Annotated in this window: 13 protein-coding genes; 6 read left to right on the top strand and 7 right to left on the bottom strand. The window is 54.8% G+C overall.

Annotated elements, in window-relative coordinates; translation table 11 throughout:
- Positions 1-35 precede the first annotated feature (35 nt).
- Both L1047_RS05115 and L1047_RS05110 read right to left on the bottom strand, forming a co-directional pair.
- Complete coding sequence (locus L1047_RS05115; protein ID WP_235277800.1) at positions 36-896, bottom strand: dienelactone hydrolase family protein; 861 nt, start codon at positions 894-896, stop codon at positions 36-38.
- A 126-nt stretch (positions 897-1,022) separates the two neighbouring features.
- Positions 1,023-2,993: an O-linked N-acetylglucosamine transferase, SPINDLY family protein gene (locus L1047_RS05110; protein ID WP_235277799.1), complete on the bottom strand. Its 1,971-nt coding sequence runs from the start codon at positions 2,991-2,993 to the stop codon at positions 1,023-1,025.
- 459 nt (positions 2,994-3,452) lie between these two features.
- Between L1047_RS05110 and proX the strand changes: the two genes are divergently transcribed.
- Genes proX through L1047_RS05095 form a run of 3 tightly spaced genes read left to right on the top strand, consistent with a single transcriptional unit; the run spans position 3,453 to position 6,760 of the window.
- Positions 3,453-4,499 carry a glycine betaine/L-proline ABC transporter substrate-binding protein ProX gene (gene proX / locus L1047_RS05105; RefSeq protein ID WP_235277798.1) on the top strand — a complete coding sequence of 349 codons (1,047 nt, stop codon included), beginning with the start codon at positions 3,453-3,455 and terminating at the stop codon, positions 4,497-4,499.
- A complete protein-coding gene (locus L1047_RS05100) occupies positions 4,499-5,458 on the top strand; it encodes an ABC transporter permease (protein WP_235277797.1) in 960 nt (319 codons plus the stop codon). Before proX ends, L1047_RS05100 begins: the two co-directional genes overlap by 1 nt.
- Positions 5,459-5,503: 45 nt before the next feature.
- A complete protein-coding gene (locus tag L1047_RS05095; protein ID WP_235277796.1) occupies positions 5,504-6,760 on the top strand; it encodes a quaternary amine ABC transporter ATP-binding protein in 1,257 nt (418 codons plus the stop codon).
- Positions 6,761-6,783: 23 nt separating this feature from the next.
- Here L1047_RS05095 and crtH read toward each other — a convergent pair whose 3' ends face one another.
- Positions 6,784-8,334, bottom strand: coding sequence for a carotenoid isomerase (gene crtH / locus L1047_RS05090; protein ID WP_235278865.1), 1,551 nt, complete (start codon positions 8,332-8,334; stop codon positions 6,784-6,786).
- 266 nt (positions 8,335-8,600) lie between these two features.
- Between crtH and L1047_RS05085 the strand changes: the two genes are divergently transcribed.
- Complete coding sequence (locus L1047_RS05085; protein WP_235277794.1) at positions 8,601-9,692, top strand: aromatic ring-hydroxylating dioxygenase subunit alpha; 1,092 nt, start codon at positions 8,601-8,603, stop codon at positions 9,690-9,692.
- Here L1047_RS05085 and L1047_RS05080 read toward each other — a convergent pair.
- Both L1047_RS05080 and L1047_RS05075 read right to left on the bottom strand, forming a co-directional pair.
- The gene (locus tag L1047_RS05080; protein WP_235277792.1) at positions 9,604-10,572 is read right to left on the bottom strand and encodes an ABC transporter permease; all 969 of its coding nucleotides are present in this window, start codon (positions 10,570-10,572) and stop codon (positions 9,604-9,606) included. The two genes, L1047_RS05085 and L1047_RS05080, sit on opposite strands and share 89 nt — an antisense overlap.
- Positions 10,572-11,690: an ABC transporter ATP-binding protein gene (locus tag L1047_RS05075; RefSeq protein ID WP_235277790.1), complete on the bottom strand. Its 1,119-nt coding sequence runs from the start codon at positions 11,688-11,690 to the stop codon at positions 10,572-10,574. Before L1047_RS05075 ends, L1047_RS05080 begins: the two co-directional genes overlap by 1 nt.
- 210 nt (positions 11,691-11,900) lie before the next feature.
- Between L1047_RS05075 and L1047_RS05070 the strand changes: the two genes are divergently transcribed.
- Positions 11,901-12,866 (top strand): acetamidase/formamidase family protein, encoded by a 966-nt coding sequence (locus L1047_RS05070; RefSeq protein ID WP_235277788.1) that lies wholly within the window; start codon positions 11,901-11,903, stop codon positions 12,864-12,866.
- Between the two features lie 20 nt (positions 12,867-12,886).
- Here the strand turns inward: L1047_RS05070 and L1047_RS05065 are convergent, their stop codons facing one another.
- Positions 12,887-13,738, bottom strand: coding sequence for a PD-(D/E)XK nuclease family protein (locus L1047_RS05065; RefSeq protein WP_235277786.1), 852 nt, complete (start codon positions 13,736-13,738; stop codon positions 12,887-12,889).
- A 192-nt stretch (positions 13,739-13,930) separates the two neighbouring features.
- Entirely contained in the window at positions 13,931-14,746 is an 816-nt protein-coding gene (locus L1047_RS05060; RefSeq protein WP_235277784.1) for a phosphatidate cytidylyltransferase, read from the bottom strand.
- 389 nt (positions 14,747-15,135) lie between these two features.
- Here L1047_RS05060 and pdhA point away from each other — a divergent pair, with 389 nt between their 5' ends.
- Positions 15,136-16,137: a pyruvate dehydrogenase (acetyl-transferring) E1 component subunit alpha gene (gene pdhA / locus L1047_RS05055; RefSeq protein WP_235277783.1), complete on the top strand. Its 1,002-nt coding sequence runs from the start codon at positions 15,136-15,138 to the stop codon at positions 16,135-16,137.
- Positions 16,138-16,263: the final 126 nt, after the last annotated feature.

The following is a 16,263-nucleotide window of genomic DNA, read 5'->3' as shown; positions in this document are numbered from 1 at the left end:
CTTGACCAGATCCAGATCAGTTTCCGTCAAGATCCTTACACCACCCCGTGTTCCTGGAACCAAGCTTGTAGCCTTTCCCAAGCATCGCTTGCTGCTTCTGGCCGGTAACTGGGGCGATAATCGGCGAAAAAGGCATGCGGGGCATCTGGGTAGATGACAAATTGCGAGGGATCCCCGGCAGCTTCCAAGGCTGATTTCATTTGTTCCACTGTTTCCAACGGAATGCCGGTATCTTCCCCGCCGTACAAGCCCAACACGGGTGCGTTCAGATTGGCCGCCACATCCACCGGATGCGTTGGGGTCAAGGGTGTAGACTCTCCCACCAAACGGCCATACCAGGCCACACCTGCCTTCAAGTTGGGCTGATGAGCCGCATACAACCAGGTGATTCGCCCGCCCCAGCAGAAGCCCGTAATGCCCACTCGCTCAGGATCGGCAGCAGCATTGCCAATTGCCCAATCCATCGCAGCATCCAAGTCCGCCATCACCTGAGCATCCGGCACTTGCGAGACAATGGCGCGGATCTCTTCAAAGCTCTGCAACTGAGACACATCCCCCTGCCGGTAAAACAGCTCAGGGGCCACCGCCACATAACCCAATTTGGCAAAGCGGCGGCAGATATCTTGAATGTGCTCGTGAACACCAAAGATCTCTTGCACCACCAAAACCAGCCGGAAAAGACCGGATCCCATCGGCTTGGCACGATAGCCAGGGATCTCACCGTTGGGGGTGGGAATGGTGACGGGGCCAGCTTCTAACCCTTCGCTATCGGTGGTGAGGGTTTGGGCGGAGATCGGCTGTACTGCCAAGGCAAACCCAGCAGTAACGCTGGCCACCACAAATTGACGGCGTTTCATCTGGGTGGTGGAGAGCCATTTCGGTTGTTCCGCATACATAAGCCCGATCCTCAAGAACGCAAACATCTCCAGGATAGACGACGCTTCGTTTGCAAAAGTTTCGCTCTCTTACAGTCTCGGTGCAAATTGGGATTAGGAGCATGGGATCCCCTGTCGAACCCCTGTTTATTTTCTGGGATCCCTGCTGAGCACAACATGCTCAAAAAAATGGCCCAAGGCTGTCACACACGCTTGGTCTTCGAAGAGAAGATCCCGTCGTTGCTCAATCTCGGTGGCCATGCGGCTGCGAAAATCAGGATCGGATCCCAGTTGTACGGCTAGATCTACAAATGCTGTCAAATCAGAAGCAATCAGCACTTCCAGGCCCATTCTTTTCAACATCGCGTAGGTATGGCGGCCCCGCATCAACTCCCCCGGGCAGGTGACAACGGGCAGCCCAACCGTGAGGGCTTCTAAGGTGGTGATCCCGCCAGACCACCCATAGGAGTCAAGCATTACATCCGCACAACGATTCAAATCCAAGTAGGCTTGATAATCCAGTCGAGGCAACATGAGCACATGCTCATGGATATTCAGATCAAAGCTGGTAAAAACCTTGGCCAATCGTTGACAAAACTTCTCTGCAATAGCCGTATTGGGCAACGCCAAAAAAACAAACTGGGCGTTCGGCACTCGCTTGGCAATAGCAGCAAACAGATCATCAAATTGAGGAAGATATTTGCCCAAGTATTGACAGGCGAGATAAACAACAGCATCTTCTCGCAGACCAAAATCTGCCCGAGCTTGTTTTTGCATTGGCAAGATTGGCTTCTCAAAGCATGTGCCTAAATGGGGAAGCCGAACGAGTTGCTCACGGTAGTGATCTTGCCCGTTTTCAGGCTCCATCAAATCGCTGGAAAGAAAGTAGTCGATGGTGGAAAGTCCCGAGGTGACCGGATGAGCCCAGGTAGAGCATTGCACTGGAGCCAGCCGCAGAGATGCCAATTGTAAGATTAAAGGAGACAAACCAATTTCTAGATACACCAAAACATCTAACCGATCCTCCGCAAATTGCTGCACTACTGACTCCAGTCCCGTTGGGATATGACGAAAAACATCCGCATATTGTCGATATAGCTCTGTCATAAAATCTGTTTTAGAATCCAGATGATAAGCATACACCCGGAATCGTTTCTGGTCAGGCAATAGATGTCGGTTCAAATACTTAACCCAGCCCAGAGAAAGACGGCTGTAAGAACAAGCCCGCATGGAATCAGAGACAAACCCGATACGAAGTGGATCTCCAGGCTGAGAAGATTGCAGAGGAACAGAATAAGACCACCTTAGAGAGTTAGCGACAACAATTTTTTGAATAAAGTCAGCATACTGCTGCTGTAGTTCAATATCACTATAGCCTTGATATTGCAGATAATGATTGGTGCCCAAGCTGGCCGCATCCAAAGCAGTTTTACACTGTTCCTGAGTCTCAAGAGGAGTGGATTGAATCAGAATATTCAAGTGTTGGGTAAAACGAGAGCGAAAATTTTTCAGTTCCTCTTCGTCTTGATAAATTGCCGGCAGATAAAGATGATAAAACCATCTGGCTTGTTCCAGGCTGGGATCCCACTCCAAAGCCTTCTCTAGGTGGTTCAGCGCAATCGAATGTTCACCTTGTTCCCAATGGGTGATGGCCAGGTAAAGATTTAACTCTGCTGAAGGGATCCCTGCTTGAGGTAAATTCTTTAAAATCTGAGACAAAAGGGGAGTTGCCTCTTCATGTCGGCGCAGATTTATCAATAGTTTGCTTGCTTGAAAGGCAGAGTTGTAAGCGCTTGGATCGAGTCGGAAACTCTCTTGATAGCAAACTAAAGCAAGCTCGGGTTGCCCTAAAGATTCATAGACTACGCCCAAATTGTGATGATACAGAGAAACATTGGACTCCTGCTCAATGGCAGCAGCAATTAGAGAGACAGCAAACTCTAATTGGCCTGTGGCTTGAGCAACCGTACCCAGCAGATGCAAGGCATCAGGTTGATCGGGGCACTCCGTCAGGATTTCCATGTAAATGGCCTCTGCCCCCTGAAGATCCCCAGACTGTTGAGCGTGGATTCCGGCCAAAAGTTTATTTTTTAAGAAGTCTGAATCCATTTCGGTCATGAATTGGAACTTTCCCCGGCGGTTGTATTAGCTATTGTATTAACTATTCAAATCAAATACTATCACTTCGCAAACATTAAGCAAAATCATGATGACTGCTACAGTAGATTCGCAGATTGCGAATTCTGGACTTGGATAGACCCTCACACCTTTTCGAGCAATGAAGTTTGAGCAATGGAGACATCTCATGATGAGCCACCCAGCGAGGTTTCATCAAAAACGGCGTGGCAAAAGCAGGATACAGCCTTTTCCAGCGTTATCTGATACAGCAGATTCAGGTCAGTCCCTTGTTCCAGATTTTTTTTACCTAGCTCAAGCGCCTGTGTGAAGTCGGAAAAGGCTGTAAGATTGGGGCGGTAACAGGATACGGGTAAAGACAACGTTAACAGGAGGCGTATTTCAGGTTAACGATCCGTCGGTTGTGTCCTCGATCCTTTCCGTTACGGAGTTTGCATTGCAATGAGTCTCTTCAAACCTTTATTTTTACTACGCAGTTCTGCGGTGGCCTTCACTTTGGGATGGGTCTTCTTGGGAGGATCCCTGGCGGAGGACAAGCTCTCCGCTCAGTCATTGGCGGTGGTGGATGGTACCCTGATTCAACCAGCAGCTTCTACCAACTTTTACTCTTTATTTTTGGCTGAGATCATCAACGAGGGCTTATCCGAACTGGGCTACCGTGTTCAGCCAACCCAACAACTGCAAGTGGCTTTGGCCCATGCGGCCGTCAGCAGCAACGATGTAAACTTTCTCACCGCCCATTGGGAAAACTTGAACTACCCGATGATTCTAAACAACGGCGGAGAAGACCGTCTTGAGCGGGTCGGGGTATTGGTGGACAACACCGTGCAGGGTTATCTAATCGATAAAGCTACTGCGGAGCAATACAACATCCGCAACCTGGAGCAACTGCAGGATCCGCAGATTGCCCGCTTGTTCGATAGCGATGGCAACGGCAAGGCTAACTTGGTGGGTTGCAATCCGGGTTGGGGTTGCGCGGCAGTCACCGAGCATCATCTAGAGGTTTACGGACTGACCTCAACGGTGCAGTTTGTCCAGGGAGAATACGATGCCCTGATCGCTGATACCATCACTCGTTTGCAGCAAGGGGAGCCGATTCTTGCCTATGCCTACTCTCCCCATTGGGCAGGGGCATTCTTGCAACCACAGGAGAATGTGGTTTGGTTGGAGGTGCCCTTTACTTCTTTACCAGAAGAACAAGCGGATGTTGACCGGGTCAATACAGTAGTGGATGGCCGCAACTTGGGGTTTGCCGTGGATCGCATCCGCGTGGTAGCCAATGCTGACTATCTACGGGCCAATCCGGTGGCACGGCGCTGGCTGGAACTGGTGTCGATCCCAATTGAGGATGTCAATGCTCAGCAGAAACGGGTACACGATGGCGAAAAAAGCCCGGAAGATATCCGTCGTCACGCGCTGGAGTGGATCGAGGCCAATCGGGAACGCTTCGAGGGCTGGCTGGAGCAGGCTCGTCAGGTGGCTGGGTAATGGCGGATCCCATCCTGTTCTGGAGTATCCTGCTGGATCCCTTCGATCAGGTGCGCATCCCTTTTGCGGATTGGGTCAGTAGCGGCATTCAGTGGCTCGTCACTCACTTTCGACCTTTGTTTCAGTCGGTACGGGTACCCATCAATAGTCTGTTGCAGGGCTTTCAGCAGCTCCTCGTCACCAGTCCGCCCACCTTGGTGCTGGGATCCCTGACAGCCTTGGCTTGGCAGTTGGCCGGGAGACAGGTGGGATTCTTAAGCTTCCTGGCTTTAAGCCTGATCGGATGGGTCGGGGCCTGGGAAGAGGCGATGGTTTCTCTGTCGCTGGTGTTAACGGCAGTCGTGGTCTGTGTGCTCCTGGGAATCCCGTTGGGGGTGCTGTGTGCTCGCTCGGATCCCTTCGAGGGGCTCTTGCGCCCGCTCCTGGATGCTATGCAAACTTTGCCAGTGTTTGTCTATTTGGTGCCGGTGGTGATGTTGTTTGGCATCGGAGAAGCTCCAGGCGTCATCGCCACGATCATCTATGCCTTGCCACCTTTGATTCGCCTCACCAACCTGGGCATTCGCCAAGTGCCAGCGGAAGTTGTAGAAGCTGCTCACGCCTTTGGCGCTACCCCTAACCAGATCCTTTGGGAGACACAAATCCCTTTGGCCATGCCTACCATCCTGGCTGGGGTCAACCAAACGGTTCTCTTTGCCTTGGGGATGTCGGTGGTCACCTCCATGATCGCGGTACCCGGCTTAGGATTGGTGGTGCTGCGGGGCCTGAATGGCTTGAATGTCGGGATGGCAGCTACGGGCGGGCTAGGGATCCTCTTGTTGGCAATTGCACTGGATCGGGTGACGCAACAGGTGGGACACATTGATTTTCAACGCTCTTGGTATCGGCGCGGGTTGATCGGCTGGGGCTGGAAACGCTGGCGACGGTGGCAGATGTCGAGGGAGGTTGAATCTATCTGAGAATCTATCTGAACTGAATTGAATGCCTTGCATACTGTGTAGATCATGAGTGCCTCCGAACCCAAAATTCGCATTGAACATCTGACCAAGATTTATGGGCCCAACCCACCATTGGCCCTAGCTCAGGTGCAGCAGGGGCTAGATCGAGAAGCTCTCTTGCAAAGCTCAGGCCATGTTCTCGCCGTTGCCGATATCTCCCTAACGATTGAACGGGGGGAGCTGTTCGTAATTATGGGCCTCTCGGGCTCCGGCAAGTCCACCCTGGTGCGCTGCCTGAATCGGCTGATCCAGCCCACCTGTGGACGGGTCTACGTAGATGGGGAAGATATCCTGCGGGTTGGGCCAGGTCGTCTGCGTCAGATTCGCCGGCAAACGATGGGCATGGTGTTTCAAAAGTTCGCCCTTTTTCCCCATCGCACAGTTTTGGAAAATGTGGAGTACGGACTGAAAATTCAGGGGATAGCTCCCCAAAAACGACGGCAACGGGGCCTGGAAACTCTGGAGATGGTGGGGCTGCAGCAATGGGCAGAGCGTTATCCTGCCGACCTCAGCGGAGGGATGCAGCAACGGGTGGGTTTGGCGCGGGCTCTGGCCACGGATCCTGATATTTTACTCATGGATGAAGCCTTCAGTGCTTTGGATCCCTTGATTCGGCGGGAGATGCAGCAGGAACTGTTGAAGCTGCAAGAACGCTTTCACAAGACCATCGTCTTCATCACCCACGATATCCAAGAAGCCTTGAAGATCGGGGATCGGGTGGCGATGATGCGGGATGGGGCTTTGGTACAGGTGGGATCTCCCTCGGAATTGCTGACACAACCGGCGGATGATTATGTCAGGCAATTTATTCAGGAGGTGAACCGCGCCCAAGTCTTAAAAACCGGTTCCATTACCCGGAGAACCCTGCACTTGATCCTCGGCCAAGATTCTTTACAAGCGGCGGCAGAGCAAATGCGTTGCCATGAACTGAACACGCTGTACGTATTGGATGGCCAAGGGCGTCCCGTGGGTGTGCTGACTCCGGCAAACTTGGAGCGTTCGTTGCAAATGGGACATGAAGAGCTCCAGGCCGCCATGCAGACGGATTTTCCACAGGTGCAAGCCTCAACCAGTCTAGAAGATCTGTTCCTTTACTGGGATCGAGAGGTGCCGATTGCTGTAGTGGATCGGGAGGGGCGCTTTAAGGGAGTGGTAGAACAGTCGGAGCTGTTTTCGGTTGTCGGTCGCTTGAATCCGTCGCCTCGACCCGCCCAACGGCCATCTCGGGATCCGCAGACAGGAGCTATTTTGGCTCTGGGCTAGCCCGTTGGAGGCTTCTGTCCTGCTCACCCCAAATCCACCGCAACCCGATGGGCACAGGCAAAGCCCGAAAAGGCGACCGCATTCAACCCTTGGCCGGGGAAGGTGCTATCCCCCACGCAATACAAATCGGGGATGGCCGTGCGGTTAAAGGGCATGCCCAGCAAACCCCAGGGATCCCGATTGGGGATCGGGCCATAGGTACCATTGGTTCGGCCCAAAAAACGGCGATGACTGCGGGGGGTACCCACCTCTTTGAGTTCAATCTGGGATCCCAGCTGTGGCCAAATCTGCTCCAAACGGCGGATAAGACGAGCGGCGGCTTGCTGTTTTTGCTGTTGATATTGAGCTGGCGTTAGCCCCTGCCAAGTTTGCATCCAACTGGGGGTAAACGCATGAACAATGTGTCTGCCCGGGGGAGCCAAGTCGGGATCCAACAGGGTGGGAATGGAAACAAAGATCGTGCCCTGCTCGGCTTCCATTTGCTCCCAATCTTCCAACAGGATGTGGTGGCAATCTCGCTCGCCGCAAATCCCTTCGGCCCGAATACCCAAGTGCAAACTTAAAAAGCTAGGGGATTGCTGGTAGCGGCTTTGCCAGCGTTGTTCTGCTTGCGGCAGGGATCCCGGCCATAGGTGTTCAAAGGTATCCCAGCGGGTGGCATTGGAGATCACCTTACGGGCGTAGAGTTTTTCCCCTGAGCTCAGCTCCACCCCGATGGCCTGCCCCCGCTCTTGCAGAATCTGTCGGACACGCGCTTTGTAGCGGAGCTGCCCACCATGAGCCTCTAACCCCTGCACCAACTTCTGGGCGATCTGCCCCACCCCACCCTTGGGATAGTTGATGCCGCCGTAGTGCCGGTCGCAAAACACCATTCCAGCATTGATCATCGGGGTGCGATCCGCCGGCACCACCGACCAGCAGTAGCACTCCATATCCACAAAGCGCAGCAAATTAGGATCCCGTAGGTAGCGCCGCGCCACCTGGCCAACATTCACTGGCAAATACCGCGCCAAGGTCAAGCAACCAAGGGGATTGCCCACAAAAGAGCGAAACAGGTAGCCCAGCTCCTCCAACGAGAGCAGCTCCATCGCGTTCAGACTGTTGAAAATGGCCCATGCGGCATCGTAAAAACGCCGGATCCCGCTGGACTCAGCCGGGAAATACTCCGACAGCTCTTTTAAGAAATGCTCGTAATTTCGATGCACCCGTGGATTTAAGCCGTTGGGCAGGTGATAGGCAATTTGCACCGGATCAGGAACAGAATCGATCGTTTGACCGACCGCAGCCAGTGCCCGTGTCAGTAAGTTGGTGGTGCCCTGAGTACCCAGGCCGAAGATCATAGAAGCCCCGACATCAAAGCGATAAGAACCCCTGCCATTGGGATCCGGACGGTCGAAATACCCAGCACTTCCCCCTGGGATCAGATACTTTTCCAGTACCAGCACCGCATACCCTTTCGCCGCCAGTTGGCTGGCGGTAACCAAGCCCCCAATCCCAGAGCCGATGACAATGGCATCCAAGATTTTGCTCTTCGGGGCCGGGGCAGAAGCTGTGGCCTGCACTTGAGGAGGCATGGTTTGGGTCAAGGGATCCCTCACAAACGGGCACTGATGTGACTTCGGGCTGCTTATCTCCAAAGAGATCGCGGCTCAACTCCCTTTCTCAACTTACCCGATGTCCGTTCGCGTTAGCGGGACGGAGTCCTTGATCCCCTCCGCGCAAGGACAGATCCAGCCGTCTTGGATTCCCTTGAGGCAGAGGGATTGTGGCACGGGCTACCAAACCGAGTTCACGAATTTGATACATAGAATCTGGGTTTGTTGATTGATGATGGTGCCCCATGTTAGTGACTCAGCATCCTGTCTTGCGGCGATTTTGGTATCCTGTGATGCCCCTGAGCCTGTTGGAGGCGGGATCCCCGCAGCCCTTCGAGCTGTTGGGGGAAAAGATTGTCCTTTGGCTAGACGAAACGGGGCAACCCCAGGCGGCAGCAGATCGCTGTTGTCATCGGTCGGCACAACTCTCCAAAGGGAGTGTCTGCGAGGGCCATATTCGCTGCCCTTACCACGGCTGGGAGTTCGATGGCACTGGTGCTTGTGTCAAGGTGCCCCAATGGGAAGATCAAGCCTCTATTCCCCGCTCCTACCGGATCCCGGCCTTTCCCTGTCAGGCCCGCTACGGGTACGCTTGGGTGTGTCTGGATCCTGAGCCGTTACGGGGGATCCCGGTGATCCCGGAAGCGGAGGATCCCCATTTTCGGCTGATTCACGAGTTTTATGAGCGCTGGGAGTGCGCGGGCCTACGCATTTGCGAAAACGAGTTCGATGCGGCCCACATCAGCTTCGTGCATCAAAACACCTTCGGCAGCATGGAAGACCTCTTACCCAGCCACTTCGAGCTCAAGGAGCTGGACTACGGCATCTACAGCCACATGGTCATGGGTGTGGCCAACCCGGAGCTACAGCAACAAAACCTGGGTATTGCTGCCAGCAAAACCGAACGCACCACCACTCTGATCTGGCATTTGCCTTTCACCAACCACATCCACATCCGTTACCCGAATGGTCGCAGCCATGTGATCGTCAATACCCCCACCCCAATTAACGACCGTGCCTCCCAAGTGGTGCAGTTCTGTCTGCGCAACGACACCGAAGTCGATACCCCAGCCGCAGAAGTAATCCGTTTTGATCGGGCTGTCACCCTGGAAGATAAAGCCATCCTAGAAACGACGGATCCCGATGTACCCCTCACCCTCAGCGCCGAACAGCACATACTCACGGATAAGCCTGGGATCCTGATGCGCAAACAATTGGCCGCCCTGATCAAAGCCCACGACACCCCCCTTAAACCAGATCTTCTAGGCTGCGGGTGCCTGCACAACGACTGTAACCATAGAGCAAGGCCAAGGTTAGCCCAGTCACCAAAAAGCTGAGGGCCGCCCCAAAGGGATAGTCGAGGCTAGAGCCAAACTGCAACTGAATCACATTGCCGATGAGCAGGGTTTTGCTGCCCCCCAGCAAATCTGGCACCACGAACATGCCAAACGCGGGGATCCCGACCAGAATCAGCCCCGAGGCCAACCCCGGCAATGTCTGGGGCAGAAGCACCCACAGGAATACCTGCCAGCCGTTAGCATAGAGATCCCGTGCCGCTTCCGCCAACCGCCAATCGATGCGCTCCACCGCTGTGTAGAGGGGCAAAACCATGTAGGGCAAAAACGTGTAGACCATGCCCAGATACACCGCCAGCCAACTGGGATAAAGCGCCGTTTGGGGTGGGATCCACCCCAGCCAAGCGGCCAAACGCGCCGGCCAAGCCTCCGGCCCCAACACTAACATCCAGGCGTAGGTACGAATCACCAGATTCGTCCAGAAAGGGATCACCACCAAGGTCAGCAGCAGATCCCGCTGGCGGGGCGGGTGCGCGGCGATAAAAAAAGCTAGCGGATAAGCCAAAAGCACACAAAAGAAGGTCGTCACCGCTGCCACCAGCAAACTGCGGCCCAAAATCTGCCAGTAAATCGGTGTCCAGCCCAAGGGGCCATAGCCGAGAATGCGCAGGTAGTTGTCCAAGGTGAGGGGCAGTTGGATCTGGCCAAAATCCCCGCGGCTGAGGAAGCTGTACACCACCAACAACAGCCCCGGCAGCACCAGAAACCCCATCACCCACAGCACTCCCGGCCCGACAAACATGAAGCTGCGCCATAGCTCCCCTAACGGGGTGAGCATTTCCCCAAACCGCACCTGTTGCTGGGATCCCTGGAGGGGGGAAGGCGGGATCCTCTCCTCTACAGGTGATTGCAGCTTCAACATCAAGGCTCCTCCGTGGAGTTGGGAATAGCAGGGGGCTGCCGCAAGCGAATCAGGCTTTTCGGGGGTAGGTGGGCCATCAAAGACTCGCCAATTTCAAAGCCAAAATCTTCGTTATCAGTATTGAGAGTATTGAGAGCAGTGGCCTTAAGGTGCTGGCCATTGGCGGTTTGCAGCAGGTACTGGTTCTCCGCCCCGGTGTAGATCAGGTTCTCTACCCGTACAGACACTTGATTGGGCAGCAGATCCCAACCTTTGCGAGAGAGCTGAATTTTTTCCGGGCGAATCGAAAGGTGCACCGGCTCCTGGCTGGCCGGGATCCCCAACACCTTCAGCCTCCCCAGGGGAGTATCTACACAGTCGGTGCCACAGGCGGTGCCCTTGAGCAGATTGCTCGCCCCCAAAAAATCCGCCACAAACGCCGTCGCCGGACGTTCGTAAACTTCATCGATCAACCCCATTTGCTCAATGCGCCCAGCCCGCATCACCGCTACCCGGTCGCTGGTCACCAAGGCTTCTTCCTGGTCGTGAGTCACGAAAATAAAAGTCATCCCCAAACGACGCTGCAACTCACACAACTGCACCTGCAGTTGCTTGCGCAACTTGGCATCCAAAGCCGACAGCGGCTCATCCAGCAAAAGTACTTCAGGCTCATTCACCAGGGCACGGGCCAAAGCCACCCGCTGCTGCTGCCCACCGGACAACTCGTGGGGTTTACGCCCGGTAAACGCCCCAATCTCCACCAATTCCAGGGCTGCCGCCACTTTTTTGCGGAGGGTCTCTCCTCGCAATCCCCGCATACGCAGGCCAAATCCGACATTTTCCTCTACGGTCATGAAGGGGAACAGGGCATAGCTCTGAAAAACGGTATTGACGTTGCGCTTGTGGGCGGGCAAATGCCCGACTTGACGGCCCCGAATCCGCACATCCCCGCCATCGGCCATCTCCAGACCAGCCAGAATACGCAGCAGGGTTGTTTTGCCACAGCCGGAAGGCCCAAGCAGGCCAAAAAACTCGCCGCGTCGAATTTGCAAATCGACGCCATCCAGGGCAACAAAATCCCCAAAGCGCTTGTAGAGGCCCTTCAATTCCACATCCCAAGGGGTGGGGACACTAGACATCACAATTGGCAAGCAAGAGGACAACACTTACCCAGTATGCAAGTCTGCGGGTGAGCTGGAGTTACGTTGGGCACAAGTTCTGTAGCTGAGCCTCCCGAAGAGGGGCCAAAACAGGAGAACATTCATGAAGAATTCGGTAGCCAGAGATACGAGCTTGACGGGCAACCTGATTCACGATTTGAGTGCACCTTTTCGTAAGGGATCCCATCTGTGCCGACCTACACCCTCAATGCCACCCCCAGCACTGTTCATTTGGGCGGGTTTTCCTCAACCCTGTCCCCAGCCTTGCGGGTGCAATCGGGGGATGTGGTACAAGTGGAGACCTACTCGGGGTTCGCCCACTACGGCAAAGCCCCGGATCACTTCTTCACACCGGAGTTCATCGAAATTTGTAAAACCCTACCTGCCGAGCGACGGGTGGGGCCGGGACCACATTTGTTAACCGGGCCGATTTATGTGGAGGGAGCAGAGCCGGGGGATGTCTTGGAGGTACGCTTGCAGTCGATAACCCCCCGGTTACCGATTGGCTTCAATGCCATTCGTCCCGGTTGGGGGGCATTGCCCGGCGAGTTCGACCAACCCCGGCTGCGCTTCATCGATTTGGATCTGGAACGGGGGGTGGCAGAATTTCCCCCTGGCAGCGGCATTCGTGTCCCGATTTGCCCCTTCTTCGGCATTCTGGGGGTAGCCACCGACGAAACCAGCCGCAACTCCGTACCGCCGGGGGCCTATGGCGGCAACATCGACAACCGCCAGCTGCAGGCGGGATCCCGTGTCTTTTTGCCAGTTTTCCTGCCCGGGGCGCTCTTTTCGGTGGGGGATGGCCACTCCGCTCAGGGGGATGGAGAAATTGATGTGACGGCGATCGAGACCTCCATGAATGGCACCCTGCAGTTGATCCTGCGCAAGGATTTGCATTTCCAGGTGCCGATGGCGGAAACCCCTACAGATTTCATCACCATGGGCTTTGCCGAAGATCTGGATACAGCCTTTGAGCTGGCCCTGAAGCGGATGATCGATTTTCTGCACAAGTTTGTCGGCATCGAGCGGGAAGAAGCCTATGTGCTCTGTAGCCTTGCCATCCACTTTCACATTACCCAGGTGGTGAATAGTCCGATGAAGGGAGTACATGGGTTGTTGCCCAAGAAGATTCTGCCCCAACCGGCCTTGCTCTAGAGGGATGCTTTGGGTCGCTCTCAATCAACCTGTGGATCAGCCTGCTGCGGTTCTTCCGTCGGCCAAACCCAATCTAACAGGTCTTCTGCTGGGATCCCTTCTGGCAGCAGCCCATAGCAACGGGAACGAAACAGACAACTGCCACAGCGTTCGGTGTGGGGTGTCATGGGAAAGTTTTGCGCTTCCAATTGCCGCAGGTGGGTCAGGGTGGCTTTCAGATGGGCCAGATCTTGCTCATAGGCGGTAGCGCTGTAGTGCAAGTGGAAGGGTTGCTGCGGGTGCTGGGCATACCAGAGGGTGAGCTGTACCTGTTCAGGGCGAAAAGGGCTCTCTAAGGGCAGTTGCTCCGCTACTCCGCAGAGCAACAAAGGATAAAGTCGAACCTGCCAGTTTTTGCGTAGGTGGCTATCAAGAGGGCGTTGGCGCTCGGTTTTCCAATCGACAATCTGGAGAGATGCCGGGGCGATCACCAACTGATCCAAACGGGCGATCAGCTTAAACCCCTCTATTCGTTGCCACAGGGGCAATTCCGCAAACACCCGCCCCTGTGGATGAGCATGGGGGCTTGCCAAAAACACTCGCCACCACTGCTGTACCTCCTCATCCAAGCTGGGCAAACGCGGCTCCACCTCTCGCCCCTGACTGTGCAATTCCACCAAACGATGAAACTGTTGGCCGTGTTGCCGCTCCAGTTCGTGTTCAAAAGCGTCAGCAGAAGGCCAAATCAACTGCTCTAGATACACGTAGCGAAACAGGCGGGGGCAGTGTTCCAGGAGCGCCAAGGAAGAGGCAGACAGGTTGATTTGCTCAAGGTCTAACCCCTCTAGAGAGCGGGGAGGAACGGGCGACGGGGCAGCAGGGATCCCAGACATGGCAGTATTGACACTCCCCGGCGTGACAACTCCCGACACCCATCTTTATTGAGTAAACACATAAACACAATTCACAACAATTCACAAATACAGTGCGGGCTAGGAACGACCTGCGGTCTACCCGCCGCTTAGCTAATAGGTCTTCTAGACATCCATCTCTTCAGATTTTAGATGAAGAAGAAGCTGCAATCTTCATCCGCTCGAGTAAGTGTTGAGCAACTGCATACAGTAGAACACCAGCGGGGCGGTGAACACGTAGCTATCCCCCCGATCCAGAATGCCGCCATGGCCTGGGATCAGATCCCCAGAATCTTTGACCCCGGCATCCCGCTTCATCAGGGATTCTGTTAAGTCTCCCAGCAAGCTGGTTAACCCGATCAGAAACCCCAAGACCCCGCCGCTGATCCATCCCCACGGCCAGCCTAAGTAGTCAGCCCCCGCCACCGCCAGCGACATACTGGCGGCAATGCCTGCCACTGCCCCTTCCACAGTTTTTTTCGGGCTAAGGATGGAGAGTTTGGTGCGCCCAAAGGCCCGCCCGCACAGGTAGGCCCCCACATCCGCCGCGATCACACAACCGATCGCCAACAGGGTAATCTGCAAGCCCTCGCCGATCCCCTCCGACAGGGGCAAAGCCCTGACCCGAATCCAAAAGCTCGGTAGCAAGGCGCAGTAAAACAATCCCAAAATCGAGGTGGCAATATCGGCAATAGTGGCCACCTTCGGCTTAAAGAGCAGATAAAAACAGATCACAGATCCCGCCACGATGAAAGCAGGACTGGTCCATTCCGGTTTCACCTGCTGCAAGATCACCAAAATCTGGCTGGAAAACATGGTGGTGCGCATGGCTGGGGCATTGCCTTTGGCCTGCACCAACCGGAAAAACTCCAATTGCGCCAAAAAGATGATCAGCCCAATCGCCGCCGTAAAGTACCAACCCCCCAGCAGGGTGACCATCAGAGCAAACAACATTGCTGCAGCACCGCTGACCAAACGTGCTCCCATCATGCGTATCCGGTCGCGTGAATCTGCCGAAACTTTCTCCACCCAAGCATGAGTTGTAAGTAAACAGAAGAGTAGGCCCTGTCACGGCTCTCGGCTCCATCAATCTCTGAATACAGCTTTTTCCAGCGATATTCACTACAGTCCATATGGGCTAATTCCTTAATCTGATAAGGATTCCAGGCCGCCTCAGATCCTCCATCTAGTCGGGAAAAGCTGTACCGCTGCCGCAATGGAAAAGCTTCTTGCCTTAGCCTCTCAGTTTAACCTTCTCAGCCAGCGGGTAACCTCTCTATCTGGGCAGAGAAGGGATCCCTTCGCAAGGCTGCAATCTGGCCGGGGCATGCAATAATTGATGGACTGCAAAGATTTGTCACCTTTGGCCCTTTCCCAGCATGGTTCAGGAACTTACGCCCCCCTTGGCTACGGCCCGCATTTCTGCCGAAGAAGCCCGCATCCTTTACCAAGATATGACGCTTGGTCGTCTGTTCGAGGACAAGTGCGCCGAGATGTACTACAAGGGCAAGATGTTTGGCTTTGTGCATCTCTACAACGGCCAAGAGGCGGTTTCCACCGGGGTAATCAAAGCGCTGAAATCCAGCGACTATGTGTGCAGTACCTATCGGGATCACGTCCATGCCCTCAGCACCGGGATCCCAGCACGGGCGGTAATGGCGGAACTCTTTGGCAAGGCCACCGGCTGCAGTAAGGGGCGAGGGGGCTCGATGCACCTGTTCTCGGCAGAACACAACTTCCTCGGGGGCTATGCTTTCGTTGCCGAAGGGATCCCAGTGGCCACCGGGGCGGCTTTTTCCGCAAAGTATCGGGGTACCGACCAAGTCACCGCCTGTTTCTTCGGGGATGGGGCCTGCAACAACGGCCAGTTTTACGAATGTTTGAATATGGCCGCCCTTTGGAAATTGCCCATTCTGTATGTGGTGGAAAACAATTTCTGGGCGATCGGTATGGCCCACGAGCGCGCCACCTCCGATACTGATATCTATCGCAAAGGCCCGGCCTTTGGCATGCCCGGCTATCAGATCGATGGCATGGATGTGCTGGCGGTACGAGAGGCCGCCCAACAGGCGATTGAGCGGGCACGCGCAGGAGAAGGCCCCACCTTGCTCGAGTGCATTACCTATCGGTTCCGGGGACACTCTTTGGCGGACCCAGACGAGTTGCGCAGCCCCGAGGATAAGGAATTTTGGCGGCAACGGGATCCGATCAAACAGCTGGAGCGCTACGCGCTAGAACACCAACTGATGAGTGAAGCGGAGTTTCAAACCATTCAAGCAGAGACCACGGCATTGATCGAAGATGCCGTTGCCTTTGCCCTGGAAAGCCCGGAACCCACCCTGGATGAGCTGTACCGCTTTGTGTTCGCAGAAGATGATTGACGCTCATTCCGCAGCGCTTCTCAAATCTTTTCAATCTATTTCGCAGCACTAAGGTGCAAGCTATATCCCAGAGCACTCCTGAAGGGAAATATTTTCTGAAGCCCTGCAAAAGCCACGGCTTCGCAC

Origin of the sequence: Synechococcus sp. Nb3U1 (assembly GCF_021533835.1) — a bacterium.
Lineage (GTDB): Bacteria > Cyanobacteriota > Cyanobacteriia > Thermostichales > Thermostichaceae > Thermostichus.
This window is presented reverse-complemented; position numbering and strand designations above follow the sequence as displayed.

Bases quoted from the DNA above. Each gene is read 5' to 3' on its own strand.
- L1047_RS05115 (WP_235277800.1), bottom strand. From the start codon at position 896: ATGTATGCGGAACAACCGAAATGGCTCTCCACCACCCAGATGAAACGC.
- L1047_RS05110 (WP_235277799.1), bottom strand. From the start codon at position 2,993: ATGACCGAAATGGATTCAGACTTCTTAAAAAATAAACTTTTGGCCGGA.
- proX (WP_235277798.1), top strand. From the start codon at position 3,453: ATGAGTCTCTTCAAACCTTTATTTTTACTACGCAGTTCTGCGGTGGCC.
- L1047_RS05100 (WP_235277797.1), top strand. From the start codon at position 4,499: ATGGCGGATCCCATCCTGTTCTGGAGTATCCTGCTGGATCCCTTCGAT.
- L1047_RS05095 (WP_235277796.1), top strand. From the start codon at position 5,504: ATGAGTGCCTCCGAACCCAAAATTCGCATTGAACATCTGACCAAGATT.
- crtH (WP_235278865.1), bottom strand. From the start codon at position 8,334: ATGCCTCCTCAAGTGCAGGCCACAGCTTCTGCCCCGGCCCCGAAGAGC.
- L1047_RS05085 (WP_235277794.1), top strand. From the start codon at position 8,601: ATGTTAGTGACTCAGCATCCTGTCTTGCGGCGATTTTGGTATCCTGTG.
- L1047_RS05080 (WP_235277792.1), bottom strand. From the start codon at position 10,572: ATGTTGAAGCTGCAATCACCTGTAGAGGAGAGGATCCCGCCTTCCCCC.
- L1047_RS05075 (WP_235277790.1), bottom strand. From the start codon at position 11,690: ATGTCTAGTGTCCCCACCCCTTGGGATGTGGAATTGAAGGGCCTCTAC.
- L1047_RS05065 (WP_235277786.1), bottom strand. From the start codon at position 13,738: ATGTCTGGGATCCCTGCTGCCCCGTCGCCCGTTCCTCCCCGCTCTCTA.
- L1047_RS05060 (WP_235277784.1), bottom strand. From the start codon at position 14,746: ATGATGGGAGCACGTTTGGTCAGCGGTGCTGCAGCAATGTTGTTTGCT.
- pdhA (WP_235277783.1), top strand. From the start codon at position 15,136: ATGGTTCAGGAACTTACGCCCCCCTTGGCTACGGCCCGCATTTCTGCC.